Consider the following 17959-nt stretch of genomic DNA (forward strand, 5'->3'; position numbering starts at 1 on the left):
TTAATCCCCGACCATCTCGGACAATTCTAAATGGATTCTTCTAATACAACTTTCTCATTTTCTACCTCTAAGATACAAAAAAAGAGTAAAGCCCCTAAAAAAACATAAGTTTTCTACCCGTTCTCACCTTCGTTAGCAAAATTGGAATTGCTAATGACAAAAACCCGGTTTATAAGGTAGATAAGTAAAACTTATATATTTTCTTCATACGTTTTTACATGGCTAGCAAAAAGCGAGGAAGGACAGTAGAAGAACTCGTTGAGTTTTTTGTCATTCCTCTTGGGATGGAATTTCCGCTTGTATGAACTTGTTTTAGCCAATGTCATAAAAAAATTATAAAGCAGAAGTGGCTGCTCTAGGAATCTGTGAAGTTCAGTTGAGCAAAATCCACCCCTTAATTTATGTTAAGTTTTTTAAAACTTTTTTATTACAAACTATTATGGTAATTTATATTGCCAGGGGTGCAAAGCTTTTCTATGCTTGATTTGGATATGCTTTTCAGTGTCAAGATCAGCATCCCCGTCTAAATTTTCGGTTCTTCAGTACATATTGCACTAACTTATTCAGGAGTTCTGCGATGCCAATTGCAGTTGGGATGATTGAAACAAAGGGGTTTCCAGCAGTAGTGGAAGCCGCAGATGCGATGGTGAAAGCCGCTCGCGTCACTTTAGTAGGGTATGAAAAAATCGGCAGTGCTCGGGTTACTGTAATCGTTCGCGGAGATGTATCTGAAGTACAAGCTTCAGTTGCTGCGGGAGTTGAAGCAGCCAGAAGAGTCAATGGCGGTGAGGTTGTATCCACTCACATTATTGCCCGTCCCCATGAAAACCTAGAATACGTCTTGCCCATCCGCTACACCGAAGCAGTGGAGCAATTCCGAACTTAGGAATTTTGGATGAGTAAATTTTGGATTGGGGGATTTGAGATTTTGGAGTTACTGCGTTGTCTAGAGCAGTGCGGTCTTGGGGTAATCCAAAGACTGATATCTTGTAGACTAAACTCAAAGAAGCTGGGTTGGTGAAATGCGGGGCTAAGCTCAGGAGCAAGTTGGTCAACAGCATAGACGTTAGGTCTGAAATTTAGAACCTTCAATCCAAAATCTAAAATTTTATCGGCGATGATTTCTTGTCGATAAGTTTTGTGTTCATTTTTTAAGCATAGAGGAACAAAATTCATGTCAATTGCAGTAGGAATGGTTGAAACGCTGGGCTTTCCGGCGGTTGTAGAAGCAGCAGACGCAATGGTCAAAGCAGCTCGTGTAACCTTGGTAGGCTATGAGAAAATTGGAAGTGGTCGTGTAACAGTTATTGTTCGGGGGGATGTTTCGGAAGTACAAGCTTCTGTTTCTGCTGGAGTGGAATCCGTAAAGCGAGTCAATGGCGGACAAGTTTTGTCTACACACATCATTGCTCGTCCTCACGAAAACTTGGAGTATGTTCTACCTATTCGATACACCGAAGATGTAGAGCAATTCCGCGAAAATGTTAATGCGATTCGTCCCTTTGGTGGTAGAAGACCATAACGCGTAATGCAAATTGCAAAAGTTCGCGGCACAGTAGTGAGCACGCAAAAAGATCCAAGTCTGAGGGGTGTCAAACTACTGCTGTTGCAATTAGTAGATGAAGAAGGGCGTATTCAGCAAGAATACGAGGTAGCAGCTGATAGTGTGGGTGCTGGAGTAGATGAGTGGGTACTGGTTTGTCGTGGCAGTGCTGCCCGTCAAATTCTAGGAAATGAGCAACGTCCTGTAGATGCAGCCGTCGTGGCAATCATTGATACAGTCCACGTAGAAGAGCGGCTGATTTACAGCAAAAAAGATCAGTATAGGTAGTTGCTAATGGCTAATAGTGAGTCCAGCGCTGCAGGCGGGTTTCCCGCGCCCTGGCGACTGGCGAACAAGGAAGGGCTAATGGCTAATGGCTAATGGCTGATGGAACAATTAGCGCTTAACAATTAGCGATTATCAATTAGCAACTAACAATTAGCAATTAGCGATTAACACAATTAGAGGAGGAATAAGCGCAATGGCAGTTACCAGCACGGCGGCACCCCCTACCCCGTGGTCGAGAAGTTTATCTGAACCAAAAATCCATGAAAGTGCCTTTGTACACCCATTTTCTAACATTATTGGAGATGTACGTGTCGGTGCTAATGTGATTGTTGCACCAAGCACTTCTGTTCGGGCAGATGAGGGTACACCTTTTTATATAGGTGAGAATACTAACCTGCAGGATGGTGTTGTTGTTCATGGATTGGAACAAGGACGGGTCATTGGTGACGACCAGAATGAGTATTCAGTATGGATTGGTAGCAATGCGTCTATTACTCATATGGCTCTCATTCACGGACCCGCCTATGTTGGAGACAGCTGCTTTATCGGCTTTCGCTCAACAGTCTTTAACGCTCGGGTAGGGGCTGGTTGCATTGTCATGATGCACGCTTTGATCCAAGATGTGGAAATTCCTCCTGGCAAATACGTACCTTCTGGAGCAATTATTACTACTCAGCAACAAGCAGACCGCTTGCCTGATGTGCAAGACCAAGATAAGCATTTTGCCCATCATGTTGTAGGTATTAATCAGGCTTTACGGTCTGGCTATCTTTGTGCCGCAGATAGTAAGTGTATTAGAAGAGTTAGAGACGAGTTAGATAAATCTTATACAAGCAACGGTGTTAACGGTTTAGAAAGGAGTAATGACGTGGCGAGCAGTAGCTTGGGTGCTGAAACAGTAGAACAGGTACGCTACCTGTTGGAGCAAGGGTACAAAATTGGCACGGAGCATGTGGATCAAAGACGTTTCCGTACAGGCTCTTGGCAAAGTTGTCAACCTATAGAAGCGAGATCGGTGAGGGATGCGATCGCACTTTTGGAAGGTTGTCTGAGCGATCACTCGGGAGAATATGTACGCCTGTTTGGGATTGACCCCAATGGCAGACGGCGCGTGTTAGAAACGATAATACAGCGTCCCGATGGAGTAGCAAGCACATCTTCTACTTTTAAAGCCCCTACATCAACAAGCAATAGCAGCTACAACGGTAACGGTAACAGCAACGGTACGAGCACTAGTAGTAGCAACAAAATCAACGGTGACATTACACAGCAAATCAGCCAGTTATTAAACCAAGGTTATAAAATTGGCATGGAACACGTAGATGAGCGGCGCTTCCGCACGGGTTCTTGGCAAAGCTGTACCCCCGTAAGTGCAACAAGTACAACAGAGGTAGTTGCTGCGTTAGAAGAATGCATGAGCAGTCACCAAGGTGAATACGTGCGGCTGATTGGGATTGACCCCAAAGCCAAGCGTCGGGTGCTAGAAACCATCATTCAAAGACCGGGCGATCCAGTTTCTTCAATTAGCTCCTCGAGTTCAGGCTCTAGTGCATCTTCCTCAAGCTACTCCTCCTCCTCAAGTTACTCCACACCAACCTCATCAGCAACCAGTACTCGTTTAAGTTCTGAAGCTCTCGACCAGCTGCGACATCTCATTGCTAGTGGGTACAAAATTAGTGCCGAACACGTAGATCAACGTCGATTCCGCATTGGTTCTTGGTCTAGCTGCGGACAAATTGAGGCTAACTCCGCATCACAAGCAGCAGCAGCATTGGAAGCTTTCCTTGCAGAGTATCCAGGAGAATACGTGCGCTTGGTTGGTATTGACCCCAAAGGCAAGCGTCGTGTGGCAGAGGTGATTATTCAACGTCCGTAGTTTGGGGGACGAGGAGATAGCGGGACAAGGGGGACAAGGTAGATAAGGGAGGAAATTCTACTTCATCTTCCCCCAATCTCTCACTCTTCTCCACTCCCCCTCGAAGCAAAATTTTAGAGGTTACAGTTACCATGTCAGTGCCACCACTGCGCCTGAGGGATAGCTTTGATTCTTATATTGGTGGCGAGGTGATTATTCATCCAAGTGCTGTTATTGCACCTGGTGTGATACTTCAAGCGGCTCCAAACAGCAAAATTATTATTGGTTCGGGGGTCTGTATTGGCATGGGGTCTATTCTCCAAGTTCATGAAGGAATCCTGGAGGTGGGAGCAGGCGCAAACCTTGGGGCTGGTTTCCTAATGGTTGGACAAGGGAAAATAGGAGCAAATGCCTGTATAGGAGCAGCAACAACTGTTTTCAATTGTTCTGTTGACTCCGGACAAGTTGTTGCGCCTGGGTCAGTTATTGGAGATAGCAGCCGCCGCATGACTTTAGGAGCCGAACTGATTGGTGATACAGAAGAGCCACAACTGTCTGCAAGTCCTTCAAGTTCTAGTAGTACGGAGTTAGAGCAACCGCCAGCCAATCCTGATTCCCCTGCCCCTACCACTACAGAAGAAACTTCTACCAATTCATCAACGGGTACTGGTACTTTTATTTACGGGCAACAAAATATACAACAGCTGATGATTACATTGTTCCCCCACAAAAAAAATCCTTGAGCTACCCTAGTAGTACATGACGGTCACGCTGAAGAAGTTCTAGTTGTTGTGTGCAAGCAATGAAAGCACAACTCACAATAGACTATTCACAAAGACCCATATAATCAAAGATTGACAAAGAAAATGCAGGCATCATACCGTCAAAATGACTTCAAAGATACTGCCTTAGGACTAGTTTCTACTGAAAGTTTTCCGGCAATAGTGGGCATAGCAGATAATATGCTGAAATCTGCTGGGGTTCACCTAGTAGGATATGAAAAAATAGGCGGCGGTTATTGTACTGCTATTGTTAGAGGTGCGATCGCTGATGTACGTTTGGCGGTAGAGACTGGGGTTCAAGTTGGCGAACAAATGCACCAGCAAGTTTCTAGCCTGGTGATTCCTCGACCCTTCCCTAATTTGGAAGTGATACTACCTATTTCCAAACGCTTTAGCGTACTTTCACAAGGAGATAGCTACAGTCGCTTGAGCAACCTAGCCATAGGTTTGGTAGAAACGCGGGGTTTTCCAGCAATGGTGGGGGCTGCGGATGCAATGCTCAAAGCGGCTGATGTACAATTAGCAGCCTATGAAAAAATTGGTGCGGGTTTGTGTACCGCTATTATTCGAGGGTCTGTTGCGAATGTAGCCGTAGCAGTAGAAGTTGGGATGTATGAAGCAGAACGTATTGGGGAATTAAATGCAGTCATGGTTATTCCCAGACCACTAGATGAGTTGGAGGAAACCCTACCAGTGGCGAGTTGTTGGGTAGAGGAACGTCAGCCTTTGAATTTGCCAATCAGTTTCAAGGAACAAGTAGGAGAAGCAGAACTTTTGGAATTACCAAATTTAGAACAAGTAGGAGAAGCAGAACTTTTGGAGTTACCAGATTTAGAACAAGTAGGAGAAGCAGAACTTTTGGAGTTACCCGTGAAAGTTATAGAGGAGTAATTGGAAACAAAAAAGTTAAGAGTTTGTCATGAATCCTTTGATTTTACGAATGACAAATGATAAATGACAAAACTCATAACTGAGTTGACTACCATCAAGGTGTGCTGCCTTGGTTGGAAGGGGTCTTAATGTTTGTGACTAACTTTGATAATAGCTGTTCTTATCTATAAGAAAATACCGATCTTCTAATAACAGGGATAAATTTTTATCTATACATATCACTCATAACTTTTACTATAAGAATGCTGTATTAATCATAAGTATTCAGTGATACTAGATTTATATCTATTGTTGTTATTAGAGGAGAATACCCCTTGAACCAAGCAACGCTGCACCAGTTGAAGGTGTTCGAGGCTGCAGCTCGTCATGGGAGCTTCACTCGTGCTGCTGAAGAACTATTTCTTACCCAGCCCACCGTCTCCATGCAGATCAAACAACTTACAAAATCGGTGGGATTGCCATTATTTGAGCAAGTAGGAAAGCGTTTATATTTGACGGAAGCAGGACGGGAACTCTTCGCCACCTGTCGGCAAATTTTTGAGACAATCTCTCAATTTGAAATGAAAGTGGCGGATTTAAAAGGGCTGAAGCGAGGACAATTGCGTCTGGCTGTCATCACTACAGCAAAATATTTTATTCCAAGGTTATTGGGTCCGTTTTGTCAACTCTATCCTGGGATTGATATTTCTCTGCAAGTGACAAATCATGAAGGCATTCTAGAACGCATGGTCGGGAATCAAGATGACTTGTACATCATGAGCCAAGTACCCGAACATTTGGATGTCAGTTATCAACCTTTTTTAAGTAATCCTCTCGTTGTTCTAGCACCAATCAATCATCCTTTAGCAGGTGAAACGAATATTCCCATTCAACGTCTGGCTGAGGAACCTTTTATTATGCGCGAACCGGGTTCGGGTACGCGGCGAGCCGTACAGAAGTTATTTGATGAGCATGGTGTGACAGTAAAAGTCAAACTAGAATTGGGAAGTAATGAGGCGATAAAACACGCGATCGCAGGTGGTTTGGGAATTTCCGTTCTCTCCCGACATACCCTGATTGAGAACAAAGATTTAACTGTTTTGGATGTGGAAAATTTTCCCATTCTACGGAATTGGTACATGGTTTACCCTACAGGAAAACAGTTATCCATCGTCGCTCGTACTTATTTTGAGTATTTGCTAGAATCTGCAAAGCAATTTTCAGATCGAACTCTTGACTTTAGTTACGCTGTGGTCAATGAAGGCGAACTGAAAGCAGAGGTTTAAAATCTCGTAACCTAGTTCGACGGGTTTTTCGATCCTCTCCTTCACCGTGCAAAGGGAGCGATAGATAACCGTCGTTCACAATCTTTCTTAAATTTCAAATTTCTATTTGAAATGGAATGTAATACCAAATCCGGTTTTCTAACCTCTTTTAGCCTAACGATGTTCGTAATCGTGGCTATACAAACGCTCGTCCCTTCGGGTATCTCCTTACGGAGACGTCGCATCGGAGTCAATCAAAAACACTTAAAGCTTATTCATCGCTCTGATGGTTATGAATACAGTTTTACTCCGATTGACCCTGATTTACTTCGTTTTAGCGCGATTTAATAATATGACAGCAGTAGAAACTGAAATTGTTGCAGTGACAGTTTACACTGACCGAGCTCTAGTAACACGAAGGGGTGTTGTAACGCTTACAGGGCTTGAACGGGAATTAATCGTTAACAAATTACCCGATACTTTAGATGCAGAATCGGTCAGGGTAAGCGGTAGGGGTAAGGTGGCGGTACGCCTATCACAAGTGAGCGTAGAAAGAGTCTTTTCATCCGAACCAGCAACGACTCGGCTTGTACAATTGAAGGGGCAAATCCAACAGATGGAAGCAGAATACCGCTTTTTAGAAGCTCAAATTCATGCTTTAGATTTGCAATCTAAATTTTTAGAAGGTTTGCGAGAGAAAACAGAGGAACCTTTCGCACAGAGCTTGTCACGAAAAAACCTCAGTTCTAGCGAAACTTTGGATTTCTTGAACTTTTTAGGCAGTCAATATGCTGAGTATGCCATTGCAACAGGAGATTATAAGGTTCAACAGCAAGAACTAGACAAGCAGTTAGAAATTCTCCGCCAACAGGTACAACAAATTCAAACTTCTCACGCTCAAGAAAATTTTTGCTTGACCGTAGCGGTAGAACCGGAAGGTGCGGGTGATTTTGAATTAGAAGTGTCCTACATCGTTCGTCGTGCAACCTGGGTTCCACTTTACGATTTAACGGTCAATACCAACAGCCGTTTCCTCAACCTCAATTACTTAGCAGAAGTCAGCCAAAGTACTGGAGAAGATTGGAATTGTGTGGATTTAACCCTCTCTACAGCAAAACCAGGGCTGGGAACGCTTCCACCCAAACCAGAACCTTGGTTTATAGATGTATCTAGTCCCCCTGAAAATCTCTTGCGTCCAAGAGCCATGCACCGACTGACACCGGGAGCCGCTATGGCATCACCTACTCCAGAAAATAATCATAACGACACCGAGCGATCGCAAGAAAACTTTGTTGACGCCGAAAGCGCGGTAGCAGAAATTTCCAGACAAGGAAGTGCAGTTAATTTTAAATTAAATAATAGCGGTCACATTCCCAGTGACGGCGCACCTCATAAAACGACAATTTTCAACGATGATTATCCCTGTCAATTTGAGTATGTAGCCACACCCCGTTTGGTAAGTTTTGCCTATTTACAAGCAAACGCAAGCAACAGCACAAATGGAGCAACTTTACTAGCAGGCAAAGCAAATATTTTTCGTGACAATACTTTTGTAGGAACAACTCGATTAAAAAATACTGCACCCGATCAAGAGTTCAAACTGAACTTAGGTATTGATGAAAGTTTAAACATCGAACGTGAGTTAGTTGAGCGTCAGGTCGATAAAAAGTTAATAGGTAACAATCGCAGGATTACTTACGGTTATCGGATTATAATTACTAACTTATTGCATCAAGAAATATTGTTAAAACTTACCGAACAACTACCGGTGAGCCGTAACGAGCAAATCAAACCCCGCCTTACTCGCAGCAATCCGCAAATTCAATTAGGTGAGATGGGAATATTGGAATGGGTTTTGACTCTAGCACCTGAAGCAAAGCAAGAGATATATTACCAATTTACTGTAGAACATCCACCTGAATTATCAGTCCAAGGTTTAGATATTTGATATTTCGCTAACAGCTCCTTAGCTAGAGCTAATTGAGAACAGAGAGCCTTAACGTAAGCGATCGCTAGATCGCGCCCATCAGCCCTACAAATCCAGAAATTTTGCAGTCAAAAAAAAGGCAGGTTTTTGTCCCTGCCTTAAACATCAAATTGATGGAAAATCGAACATTTAATTTCCAATCGCAGGCGCATTAAACGATACCGCAGGCGCTTTTTCGTCTGCCAAAGCGGGTATGGAATCTCTCAAGCGTGCTGTTAGCTGTACGGTGCTTGCATCGTAGACCTGAGTTAGCAACTTCGGATACAATCCAATACCGATAATTGGTACTAACAAGCAGGCAATGATAAAGATTTCGCGGGGTTCGGCATCGATCAGTTTTTGATGAGCCACTAATTCTTCGTTCTCTTTGCCGTAGAAAATTTCCCGCAGCATGGACAGCAGATAAATCGGAGTCAAAATAACTCCTACTGCCATCAAGAACACCACAATAACCTTAAAGGTGGGGTTATAGGCGTCACTGGTGGAAAACCCAACAAAAATCATCAACTCAGCGACAAAACCACTCATTCCAGGTAATGCTAGGGATGCCAAAGAACAAGTTGTCCACATGGCGAACATCTTACCCATTTTCTTCCCAACACCACCCATTTCATCCAGCATGAGGGTGTGGGTGCGATCGTAAGTGGCTCCCACTAAGAAGAACAAACTCGCTCCAATCAAACCGTGAGAAACCATTTGCAGCATGGCTCCATTCAAACCCAAGTCGGTGAAGGAAGCAATACCAATGGCCACAAAGCCCATGTGAGAAATTGAGGAGTAGGCAATCTTCCGTTTCAGATTGCGTTGGGCAAATGATGTGAGGGCAGCGTAAATAATATTTACAATACCCAAAATCACCAACACCGGAGCAAATATGACATGGGCATCTGGTAGCATTTGGGCATTCATGCGAATCAAAGCATAACCGCCCATTTTCAACAGAACACCAGCCAACAACATATGTACTGGGGCTGTTGCTTCACCGTGAGCATCTGGTAACCACGTATGCAAAGGGAAAATTGGCAGTTTGACTGCATAAGCAATCAAAAACGCAGCGTAAAGCCACAGTTGCAGGTTGATTGCATAATCTTTGGCAGCCAGCGCTTGCATGTCAAAAGTGACAGTACCGCCGTGAAATGCCATTGTTAAACCAGCAATCAAGATAAACAGCGAACCACCTGCAGTGTACAAAATAAACTTGGTTGCCGCATATTGCCGTTTTTTACCGCCCCAAATGGAAAGCAGTATATAAACTGGCACCAATTCCAATTCCCAAACCAAGAAAAACAGGAGTATATCCTGTACTGCGAATACGGCAATCTGTCCGCCGTACATCGCTAGCATCAAGAAGTAAAACAACCTTGGCTTAAGCGTCACGGGCCATGCTGCTAGCATCGCCAGTGTGGTAATGAATCCAGTCAAAATAATAAGGGGCATAGACAAACCATCTGCCCCTACCGACCAATTCAAACCGAGTTGCGGAATCCAGCTGTAACTCTCAAATAACTGTAAGTCTGGATTGGAGAAGTCGTATCCGTTGTAAAAAGCGTAAACAATCAATGCAAAATCTATCAACCCTACGATTAGGGCATACCAGCGCACTGTTTTGCCTTCTTTATCAGGAATCAAGGGAACTAGCAGTGACGCCGCTATCGGGAAAAGAATAATCGTCGTCAGCCATGGAAAATTTGCTGTATTCATCACAAGTCGTCAGTCAGCAACAATAAGGTTCGGCTATCAACTACTAGCTATTTACTAACAGTTTTTGCGGGTTTTGCGCTTCATTCTTAGGTTGATTTAATAAAATCAGTACGTGAGAATGTTATTTGCTATTGCTAAGGGCTTTACATAAATTTACATTTCCTCGTTTTCTCGTTCCCAGATAGAACCTGTGAATGCAGATCGGGAAGCTTCGCCTCGTGCCACGAAATCGAGGCTGAGCCTACAAAATACACATTCCCAGGCGGAGCCTGGGAACGAGGATGAGGGGGTGTGGTTATGCCACGAACACCCAAAAGACTTCTGGGAAATCCCTAAACTTACTGAAAGATTTTTAAGTGACACCAAAAACAATCACTAAGCCCAACACAGCCCCAAAAACGATTAAGGCGTAAAATTGAGCGCGACCATTTTCTAAGTACTTTAGACCTTCACCACTCACGAGGGTGAAAAATCCAGTGAGGTTTACCGCACCGTCAACTACACGGAAGTCAACTTCCATAACTTGTCTCGCCAGACGGCGCAAACCAAGGACAAATACGCGGTGGTAGATGTCGTCAAAGTACCACTTGTTGAGGGATAGCTCGTAAAGTGGTTTTACTTTTGCTGCTATCTCTACGGGGTTGATTTTAGCCCAGGAATATGTTAGGAGAGCCAGAGTAATTCCAATCAAGGAAATTCCTACTGAACTTCCTGCCATAATGTAGAACTCCGTTGGGTTGAACGAAGCTGCTTTTTCTACTACTTCCTCTAATGTTTCATTGGGAGAGTAGATGAACTCCTCAAAGTAATTGGCAAAAGGAGTCCCTAGCAAACCAATGAGCATGGAAGGAAATGCCAAAACAACTAATGGCAGGGTCATTGTCCACGGTGATTCATGGGGATATTCGCTGTGTCCGTGACCGTGTGCGTCGTGTCCGTGGTTATCGTGCTGGTGTTTGGAAGAATCTTCGAGTTCTCCTGTTGTCATTGCACCGGGACCAAAAGCACGTTTTGTATCGAACCCAGCCACGAGTGCCATCCCGATTGGGGACTTGAGTTTTTCCCACTTATCAGTTTGATTGCCCCGGAATTTTCCTTCAAAAGTGGTTAGGTACATCCGGAACATATAAAAAGCGGTGATTCCCGCAGTCAGCCATCCCACAAACCACAGAAGCGGATTCGCGTTAAAGGCTGCCCCAAGGATTTCGTCTTTTGACCAGAAACCAGCAAAGGGCGGAACACCGGCAATTGCCAAGCAACCAATTAAAAAGGTGATTGCCGTAACTGGCATATACTTCCGCAGCCCACCCATCAACCGGACATCTTGTGCTAAAGCCGGATCGTGTCCGACGACTCCTTCCATACCGTGAATGACGGAACCGGAACCAAGGAACAGCATCGCCTTGAAGTAGGCGTGGGTCATGAGGTGAAACAGCCCTGCGGTGTATGCACCTACTCCCATTGCCATTACCATGTAACCTAATTGGGAGATTGTGGAATATGCCAGACCTTTTTTGATGTCGTTTTGAGTAATCGCAATTGTCGCACCCAAAAATGCTGTGAATGCTCCGGTGTAGGCAATGACATTCATTGCCGCAGGAACGTGTTCAAAAACTGGGTACATCCGGGCAACTAGGAAAACGCCTGCTGCCACCATTGTTGCTGCATGGATCAGGGCTGAGATGGGAGTTGGACCTTCCATCGCATCTGGTAACCACACGTGAAGCGGGAATTGGGCAGATTTAGCAACCGGGCCTAGGAAAACTAAAATCGCAAACAATATGGCAAGCAAATTGCTTAAAGAACCGTTCTGAACGAGTTCTCCAAGACGAATGCCCATCACATCAAAATCAAAGCTTCCCGTTGCCCAGAACAGCCCTAGAATGCCTAGCAGCAATCCAAAGTCTCCTACGCGGTTGGTCACAAACGCTTTCTGACACGCATCTGCTGCTGCTTTGCGATCGTACCAAAAACCGACCAATAGGTAGGAACACATCCCAACGAGTTCCCAGAAGATATAAACCTGTACTAAGTTGGGGCTGACTACCAAACCCAACATTGAGGAACCAAACAAGCTGAGATAGGCGTAAAACCGGACATATCCAGGATCGTGGGCCATGTAACCATCTGTATAAACCATAACCAAGAAGGCTACAGTGGTCACAATAACTAGCATCAGGGCTGCCAGATGGTCAATAGTATAACCCATGGTCAGGTGAAAATTACCTGCTGCAGCCCATTCTAAGGTACGGGTGTAAGAGGGGTGTCCTTGAATTTGACTCCATAACAAAGCAAACGAAAGACCCATCGCGGCTCCCATTAAGGATATGATGAGTGACGCATTTAACTTTCGCAAGCTGTTAGTTACCTGATTCAACGAGAGTAACCCCAGACCGACCAGCATTGCCCCAAGAAGTGGCAATACTGGAATCAGCCATGCATACTGATAGATTACTTCCATCACTGACGCCTACTTTTAGAATTCTTGACTTAAAGAAGTGTGAAGTGTAAAGGATAAAGTATCAACGATTGAGGCTGAGCTCGCTATGTCTATTCTTCACCCTTCATCCTTCATACTTCATACTTCGTCCTTTTGTTGATTAATTTGTCGGAACTGTTAATAATTGTGACACACACCCTCTTTGATAAAATACCCCACCCGACAGTAATTGGGTGGGGTAATTAAGCTTGGTTTTATATTTTGGTTAGCGGTTAGTGGTTGGTGGTTAGTGGTTAGTATGTTTTTTTACTCATGAATTAGTTGTTAGTAGTTAGTAGCTTTTTTAACAACTAACAACTAACAACTAACGACCAACCAACCAACTAGCTACGCTGACCTATAATTTAAATCAGCTACTTTTGATTTTTGGTAGCTTTTGGGTCGATTGACGTAGCAGATTTTGATTTCTTCTAAGGCTTGAAGCAAATCTTCTCGCCCGCGAAAACCTTCTAAACGCTGCCTGACTGTACCGTTTTCTATTAAAAGTAGAGTTGGTAGTGATTTGAGTCGATAAGTAGTCGCTAGTTTGAAGTTATCATCAGCATTGATGCCAACCAATTTAATTTGGTCTCCGCATTGCGATTTAAACTGCAACAGTAACGGCTGAATAATTTTACACAAACCACACCAAGGTGCTTCAAAATTGACTAAAACAGGAATTGGAGATTCTAAAACTTCTTGAGTAAATGTCCGCTCACTTACCGACAACACCATGATGCCTCTAGAAGTAAACACTTTTGTTATCAACTAAGCTGTCAGCAGGAGGAGCAGTAGTGTCACGACCATGCAATAAATTCAGCACAGATACAATTTGTGTCACTAGAGAACAACCAGTAAAATGCCAGAAAATTTTAACCGGCTCACACTGCCCGCTGCCATCTAAAATATTTACTTAGCCGTTTGCTTGCCAAGTTTTTTTGTACTCAAATTAGCAAGTATCTTTGGACAGGGACTCTAATTCTATGACTTAACGTACCATAACAACGAAGAAAAAATCCTTGATGTGGTAGTCCGATCGAGTTTTTCGGAGCTTGAACTAGCCAAGTCTAGAACACGATATTCTCTAGAAACAGATAGCTTGAGAACGAGCTAAACTTTTGGAGTTCCTGACACTTAATTGAGATCTCTCAAGTACTTGTCTACTTTGGTTTATTTTTTTGGCTTATTTTTTTCCATTTTAACCAGTATCTACTGATTATAGAAGAGAAAATGGCTGTTTATCAAGTCTTTTCCCCATTTAGTAATTGTTTAACAACTGCTAAATTTAAAATTTCAAAACTAAGCGCCCCCTACTGACAGCTAATTCGCCCATCGGGCTTGCCAGTTTCCTACAGAGGAAAACCCTCACAAAGGTACTGGTCTCATTTCATCCTACATTGATTTGGTAGCAGTTGAATATGATTTTGTGGAAGAAGTGTCAAATTAACTGCTGTAGAAATTTAAGTTTGTGTTAGAATCATAACCTTATTTTGCCTGTTGCTTCAATTAACAAGGGATGCGACCACCAAAGTAGCAGCACGAAAATAATGATTCCCACATACGACGGACGCAAAAATTCCTGCCATACGAGAGATTGACGTTTGTCAATAACAGCTGCTAAGGGAAAGATTGATGTACGCTGTTTAACTTTTTCAAAAGCTTCACCATAACGATCGCTCAAACGGCGATCGCCATGCCAAACCCCAAATAAATGGTGTAACACTAACCCTAACGAAGTGACAAGAGTAAAACTAGTACCGAGCCAAAGAGTATGAGCGATACACCAAATAACTTGTCCCACCATTTGCGGATGGCGAGTGATGCGGATGATACCAGTCTCGTAGAGATGAACTTGGGGCTTTTGGATAGCAGCGATTTCTAGTAGATTGAATGTAGCAGGATATAAAAAGAAAAACGAAATTGCCGACAGCACCCATACCAATTGCGCTATGCCCGATACGCCTTGGAAGTTCCAAAGCTCTATACCATCATAGCGGTGGTTAAAAAAGTAAACGATGAGGATCGCAGCTAATGGCAGGCTAGCTAGCGCAAAAAGAATGCGATAAAGCCTACATCCGATGTATTTTTCTGCCCAAGGACGCAAGGCAGCTCCTCCACTGTGGACAATCGCAAAACCCAAGAGTAGCCCAAGCATGACAAAATGACTAAGGGTTAACCAACCCGGCAACATCATATACACAAATGAAGTAAGTTAAAGAAAACCAAATTTAGTACAACGAATACCACAAACTATGTAAAAAATCTCCCCCAGCGGATTTTACCCCAAGGTCGCGTGTTTGCTGAATTTATACCAGCCCCCTATCTTCAGTAGCACTGCACGAGCGTATCACCATCCATTTCAAAGCATTTGGAGAGTAGAAAAGGAGACTTTAGTCAAGATGATATGCTACTGTCTTTATCGAAACAGCCTCTACGTATTAAGATGCATTCTTAATCTTACCCAACTGTGAAGGCTCATTACGCTGGTTTGTAAAAGATTGCTGCTCCTTTCTTGTTCGTGGGTTTAGCCTTATGTCTGACCTTCCTTTCACATTAGACCAACTACGTATTCTGAAAGCGATCGCTGCAGAAGGGAGCTTCAAGCGCGCCGCTGACAGCCTTTACGTTTCTCAACCCGCCGTGAGTTTGCAAGTGCAAAACTTAGAACGGCAGCTGGATGTTCCGTTATTTGACCGTGGAGGACGTCGTGCTCAATTAACCGAAGCCGGACATTTACTTCTAAGCTACGGGGAAAAAATTCTCAGCTTGTGTCAGGAAACTTGTCGCGCTATAGAAGATTTACAAAATCTGCAAGGCGGTACTCTCATTGTGGGAGCCTCTCAAACTACGGGTACTTATCTTTTACCCCGGATGATTGGGATGTTCCGACAAAAATATCCGGATGTAGCGGTACAATTGCACGTCCATTCCACCCGCAGAACTGCCTGGAGTGTAGCAAACGGACAAGTTGATTTAGCCATTATTGGTGGTGAAATTCCTGCCGAACTTGTAGAATCTTTGGAAATCGTTCCATATGCTGAAGACGAGCTGGCGCTGATTGTACCTGTCTCCCATCCTTTTTCCAAAGTAGAAACAATCCATAGAGAAGACCTATATAAACTGCAATTCATAGCTTTGGATTCTCAATCTACCATTCGCAAGGTCATTGACCAAGTCCTAGCACGCTCCGATATTGATACGCGCCGTTTTAAAGTTGAAATGGAACTTAATTCCATAGAAGCTATTAAAAATGCCGTCCAATCTGGTTTGGGAGCAGCTTTTGTCTCAACTTCAGCAATTGCTAAAGAGTTACAAATGGGGCTGCTGCACTGTGCGCCTATCGAAGGGGTCATCGTCAAACGGATGCTGAGGCTAATTTTTAATCCCAATCGCTACAGATCCAAAGCAGCAGAAGCCTTTAGTCGGGAAATTCTGCCTCAGTTTGCTACCCCAGGTTGGAATCTAGAGTTGTTAAAATCTGTACCGAAAGCCATGGCAGTCAGTGTATTAGATGGAGGAAATAATGGTCTTGAAGATGATTGAGATGTAGTTACATAATTCGTAATTCGTAATTCGTAATTCGTAATTAATGATTAATTACGAACGAATTACTATTTAGAAAAAACACCATAACTCAGTTATGAAAAAGCCAAAAAATGCGGTTCTTGTTTATTTAATCCAACCGAGATATCGGTGGGGTAATAATTACGAATTACCTTTGCGAAGCGCATATTACGAATTACGAATTTTTGAGAAGCGATTAAACAAATCATGGAAATTTACTGTACCCGTCCGCACTGCCCTCGTCCGCAGAACTATTTTCCAGATTTAGATGATAGCGCAATCCTCAGAACAGCGCAGCAAAAATATTGCATCACCTGCGGAATGCCTCTAATTTTGGTGGGACGTTATTTGCCAGTAAAACTGTTAGGTCGAGGGGGATTCGGAGCAGCATTCTTAGCACGCGATCGCTATACCCCAGGAATGCGACAATGTGTAGTTAAGCAATTTCAACCAGCAGGAAATCTCTCCCCAACCCAACTGCAATTAGCACAAGATTTATTTGAAAGAGAAGCAGAAGTTTTAGAGCAGATAGGCAATCAACACGAGCAAATACCCGACTTATTTGCATTTTTCCCCCTCCTAGCTTCCAGTTTGCAAGCCGGACAGCAAGAACAATTTTTTTACTTAGTACAAGAGTATATAGACGGACACAATTTAGAGGAAGAATTAATTCAAAAAGGTCGATTTTCAGAACAAGAGGTCTTAGAAATCCTGCGAGAAATTCTTAAAGTTCTGAAGTTCGTCCATGACGCAAACATTATCCACAGAGACATTAAACCCTCCAACATCATGCGCCATCGCAACGGAAAACTCTACTTGCTAGATTTTGGCGCAGTCAAACAAATTGCCAACTCTCCTATTGGTACCAATACCCCTTCAACTGGCATTTATTCTATGGGATTTGCACCACCAGAGCAAATGTCAGGCGGTCAAATCTTTCCATCTACAGATTTATACGCATTAGCTGTCACCTGTGTGATACTGTTAACAGGCGAACAAGACGTGACTCGGTTATTTGATGCCTATAGCAACCAGTGGAAATGGCGCGAACGCGTAACTGTGAGTCCTCACCTGGCGAAGATTCTTGATAAAATGCTCCAGGCTGCAGCCAGTCAGCGCTATCAGTCCGCACAGGAAGTTTTACAAGCTCTGGATAGACCTACTAAAGGTATACCCCCCACAAGCATCAGTCCCCGTCAAGGATCGCCAGGTTCTTTACAAACGCCAAACACAAAAGCAATACAACCATTTTCCGTAATAGAGGTATTAGGCAGTGCAGCATTTAGTGGGTTTGAAAGTGGATTAATTGCTATAGCTTTATTCAGTTTATTAAAATCTCCTTTGGTTACCCTAGGAGGTTCAGCGCTCATTCTAACAATACTTATATTTGCTCAAACCAGAAGATGGATTGAAAGATGGGATTTATTAATTATTCCAGCTATCAGTTTTGCAATTATATATTTTGTCCCCATTTTACACGTTGGGTTAAGTCTTCAACAGTTAATCGTTATACCCATTGCAGGTAGTTTGGTAGCGATCGCCACCACTGCACTATTCCGCTTAATTTACAAACTGTTATCGCTGTTACTTTAAAATTGTTATGAGTGGTTGGTGGTTAGTCGTTA

14 protein-coding genes are annotated in these 17959 nt (G+C 43.4%); 10 read left to right on the forward strand and 4 right to left on the reverse strand.

Going from position 1 to position 17959, the window contains the following annotated elements:
- Nucleotides 1-577: 577 nt before the first annotated feature.
- The 8 genes from AB0756_RS23090 (at nucleotide 578) to AB0756_RS23125 (ending at nucleotide 8551) form a co-directional block, all read left to right on the forward strand.
- Nucleotides 578-886, forward strand: a complete 309-nt coding sequence (locus tag AB0756_RS23090) for a carbon dioxide-concentrating mechanism protein CcmK (RefSeq protein WP_009457333.1) — start codon at nucleotides 578-580, stop codon at nucleotides 884-886.
- Between the two features lie 288 nt (nucleotides 887-1174).
- A complete protein-coding gene (locus tag AB0756_RS23095; RefSeq protein ID WP_017747342.1) occupies nucleotides 1175-1522 on the forward strand; it encodes a carbon dioxide-concentrating mechanism protein CcmK in 348 nt (115 codons plus the stop codon).
- 6 nt (nucleotides 1523-1528) lie between these two features.
- A complete protein-coding gene (locus AB0756_RS23100) occupies nucleotides 1529-1831 on the forward strand; it encodes a EutN/CcmL family microcompartment protein (RefSeq protein WP_038072380.1) in 303 nt (100 codons plus the stop codon).
- Nucleotides 1832-2024: 193 nt separating this feature from the next.
- The gene (locus tag AB0756_RS23105) at nucleotides 2025-3707 is read left to right on the forward strand and encodes a ribulose bisphosphate carboxylase small subunit (protein WP_038072382.1); all 1683 of its coding nucleotides are present in this window, start codon (nucleotides 2025-2027) and stop codon (nucleotides 3705-3707) included.
- Between the two features lie 131 nt (nucleotides 3708-3838).
- Entirely contained in the window at nucleotides 3839-4429 is a 591-nt protein-coding gene (locus AB0756_RS23110; protein ID WP_038072384.1) for an LbetaH domain-containing protein, read from the forward strand.
- A gap of 123 nt (nucleotides 4430-4552) precedes the next feature.
- The gene (locus AB0756_RS23115) at nucleotides 4553-5359 is read left to right on the forward strand and encodes a BMC domain-containing protein (protein WP_082051584.1); all 807 of its coding nucleotides are present in this window, start codon (nucleotides 4553-4555) and stop codon (nucleotides 5357-5359) included.
- 314 nt (nucleotides 5360-5673) lie between these two features.
- Nucleotides 5674-6624, forward strand: a complete 951-nt coding sequence (locus tag AB0756_RS23120; protein ID WP_038072385.1) for a LysR family transcriptional regulator — start codon at nucleotides 5674-5676, stop codon at nucleotides 6622-6624.
- Nucleotides 6625-6955: 331 nt separating this feature from the next.
- Nucleotides 6956-8551, forward strand: coding sequence for a mucoidy inhibitor MuiA family protein (locus tag AB0756_RS23125; protein WP_038072402.1), 1596 nt, complete (start codon nucleotides 6956-6958; stop codon nucleotides 8549-8551).
- A gap of 168 nt (nucleotides 8552-8719) precedes the next feature.
- Here AB0756_RS23125 and ndhD1 read toward each other — a convergent pair whose 3' ends face one another.
- The 4 genes from ndhD1 to AB0756_RS23145 form a co-directional block, all read right to left on the reverse strand.
- On the reverse strand, nucleotides 8720-10291 hold the full coding sequence (gene ndhD1, locus AB0756_RS23130) for a photosynthetic/respiratory NAD(P)H-quinone oxidoreductase subunit D1 (protein ID WP_038072387.1): 1572 nt from the start codon (nucleotides 10289-10291) through the stop codon (nucleotides 8720-8722).
- A 352-nt stretch (nucleotides 10292-10643) separates the two neighbouring features.
- Nucleotides 10644-12752 (reverse strand): NAD(P)H-quinone oxidoreductase subunit 5, encoded by a 2109-nt coding sequence (locus AB0756_RS23135; protein ID WP_038072390.1) that lies wholly within the window; start codon nucleotides 12750-12752, stop codon nucleotides 10644-10646.
- A 366-nt stretch (nucleotides 12753-13118) separates the two neighbouring features.
- Nucleotides 13119-13505: a thioredoxin family protein gene (locus AB0756_RS23140; RefSeq protein ID WP_038072392.1), complete on the reverse strand. Its 387-nt coding sequence runs from the start codon at nucleotides 13503-13505 to the stop codon at nucleotides 13119-13121.
- Between the two features lie 742 nt (nucleotides 13506-14247).
- Entirely contained in the window at nucleotides 14248-14964 is a 717-nt protein-coding gene (locus AB0756_RS23145) for an NnrU family protein (protein WP_050045175.1), read from the reverse strand.
- 338 nt (nucleotides 14965-15302) lie between these two features.
- On the opposite strand from AB0756_RS23145, the gene AB0756_RS23150 reads away from it, so the two are divergent.
- On the forward strand, nucleotides 15303-16313 hold the full coding sequence (locus AB0756_RS23150) for a LysR family transcriptional regulator (protein WP_050045176.1): 1011 nt from the start codon (nucleotides 15303-15305) through the stop codon (nucleotides 16311-16313).
- Nucleotides 16314-16541: 228 nt separating this feature from the next.
- Nucleotides 16542-17927, forward strand: a complete 1386-nt coding sequence (locus AB0756_RS23155) for a serine/threonine-protein kinase (protein ID WP_038091826.1) — start codon at nucleotides 16542-16544, stop codon at nucleotides 17925-17927.
- Nucleotides 17928-17959 lie beyond the last annotated feature (32 nt).

This window comes from Tolypothrix campylonemoides VB511288_2, from assembly GCF_045999855.1.
GTDB classification, from domain to species: domain Bacteria; phylum Cyanobacteriota; class Cyanobacteriia; order Cyanobacteriales; family Nostocaceae; genus Scytonema; species Scytonema bouteillei_A.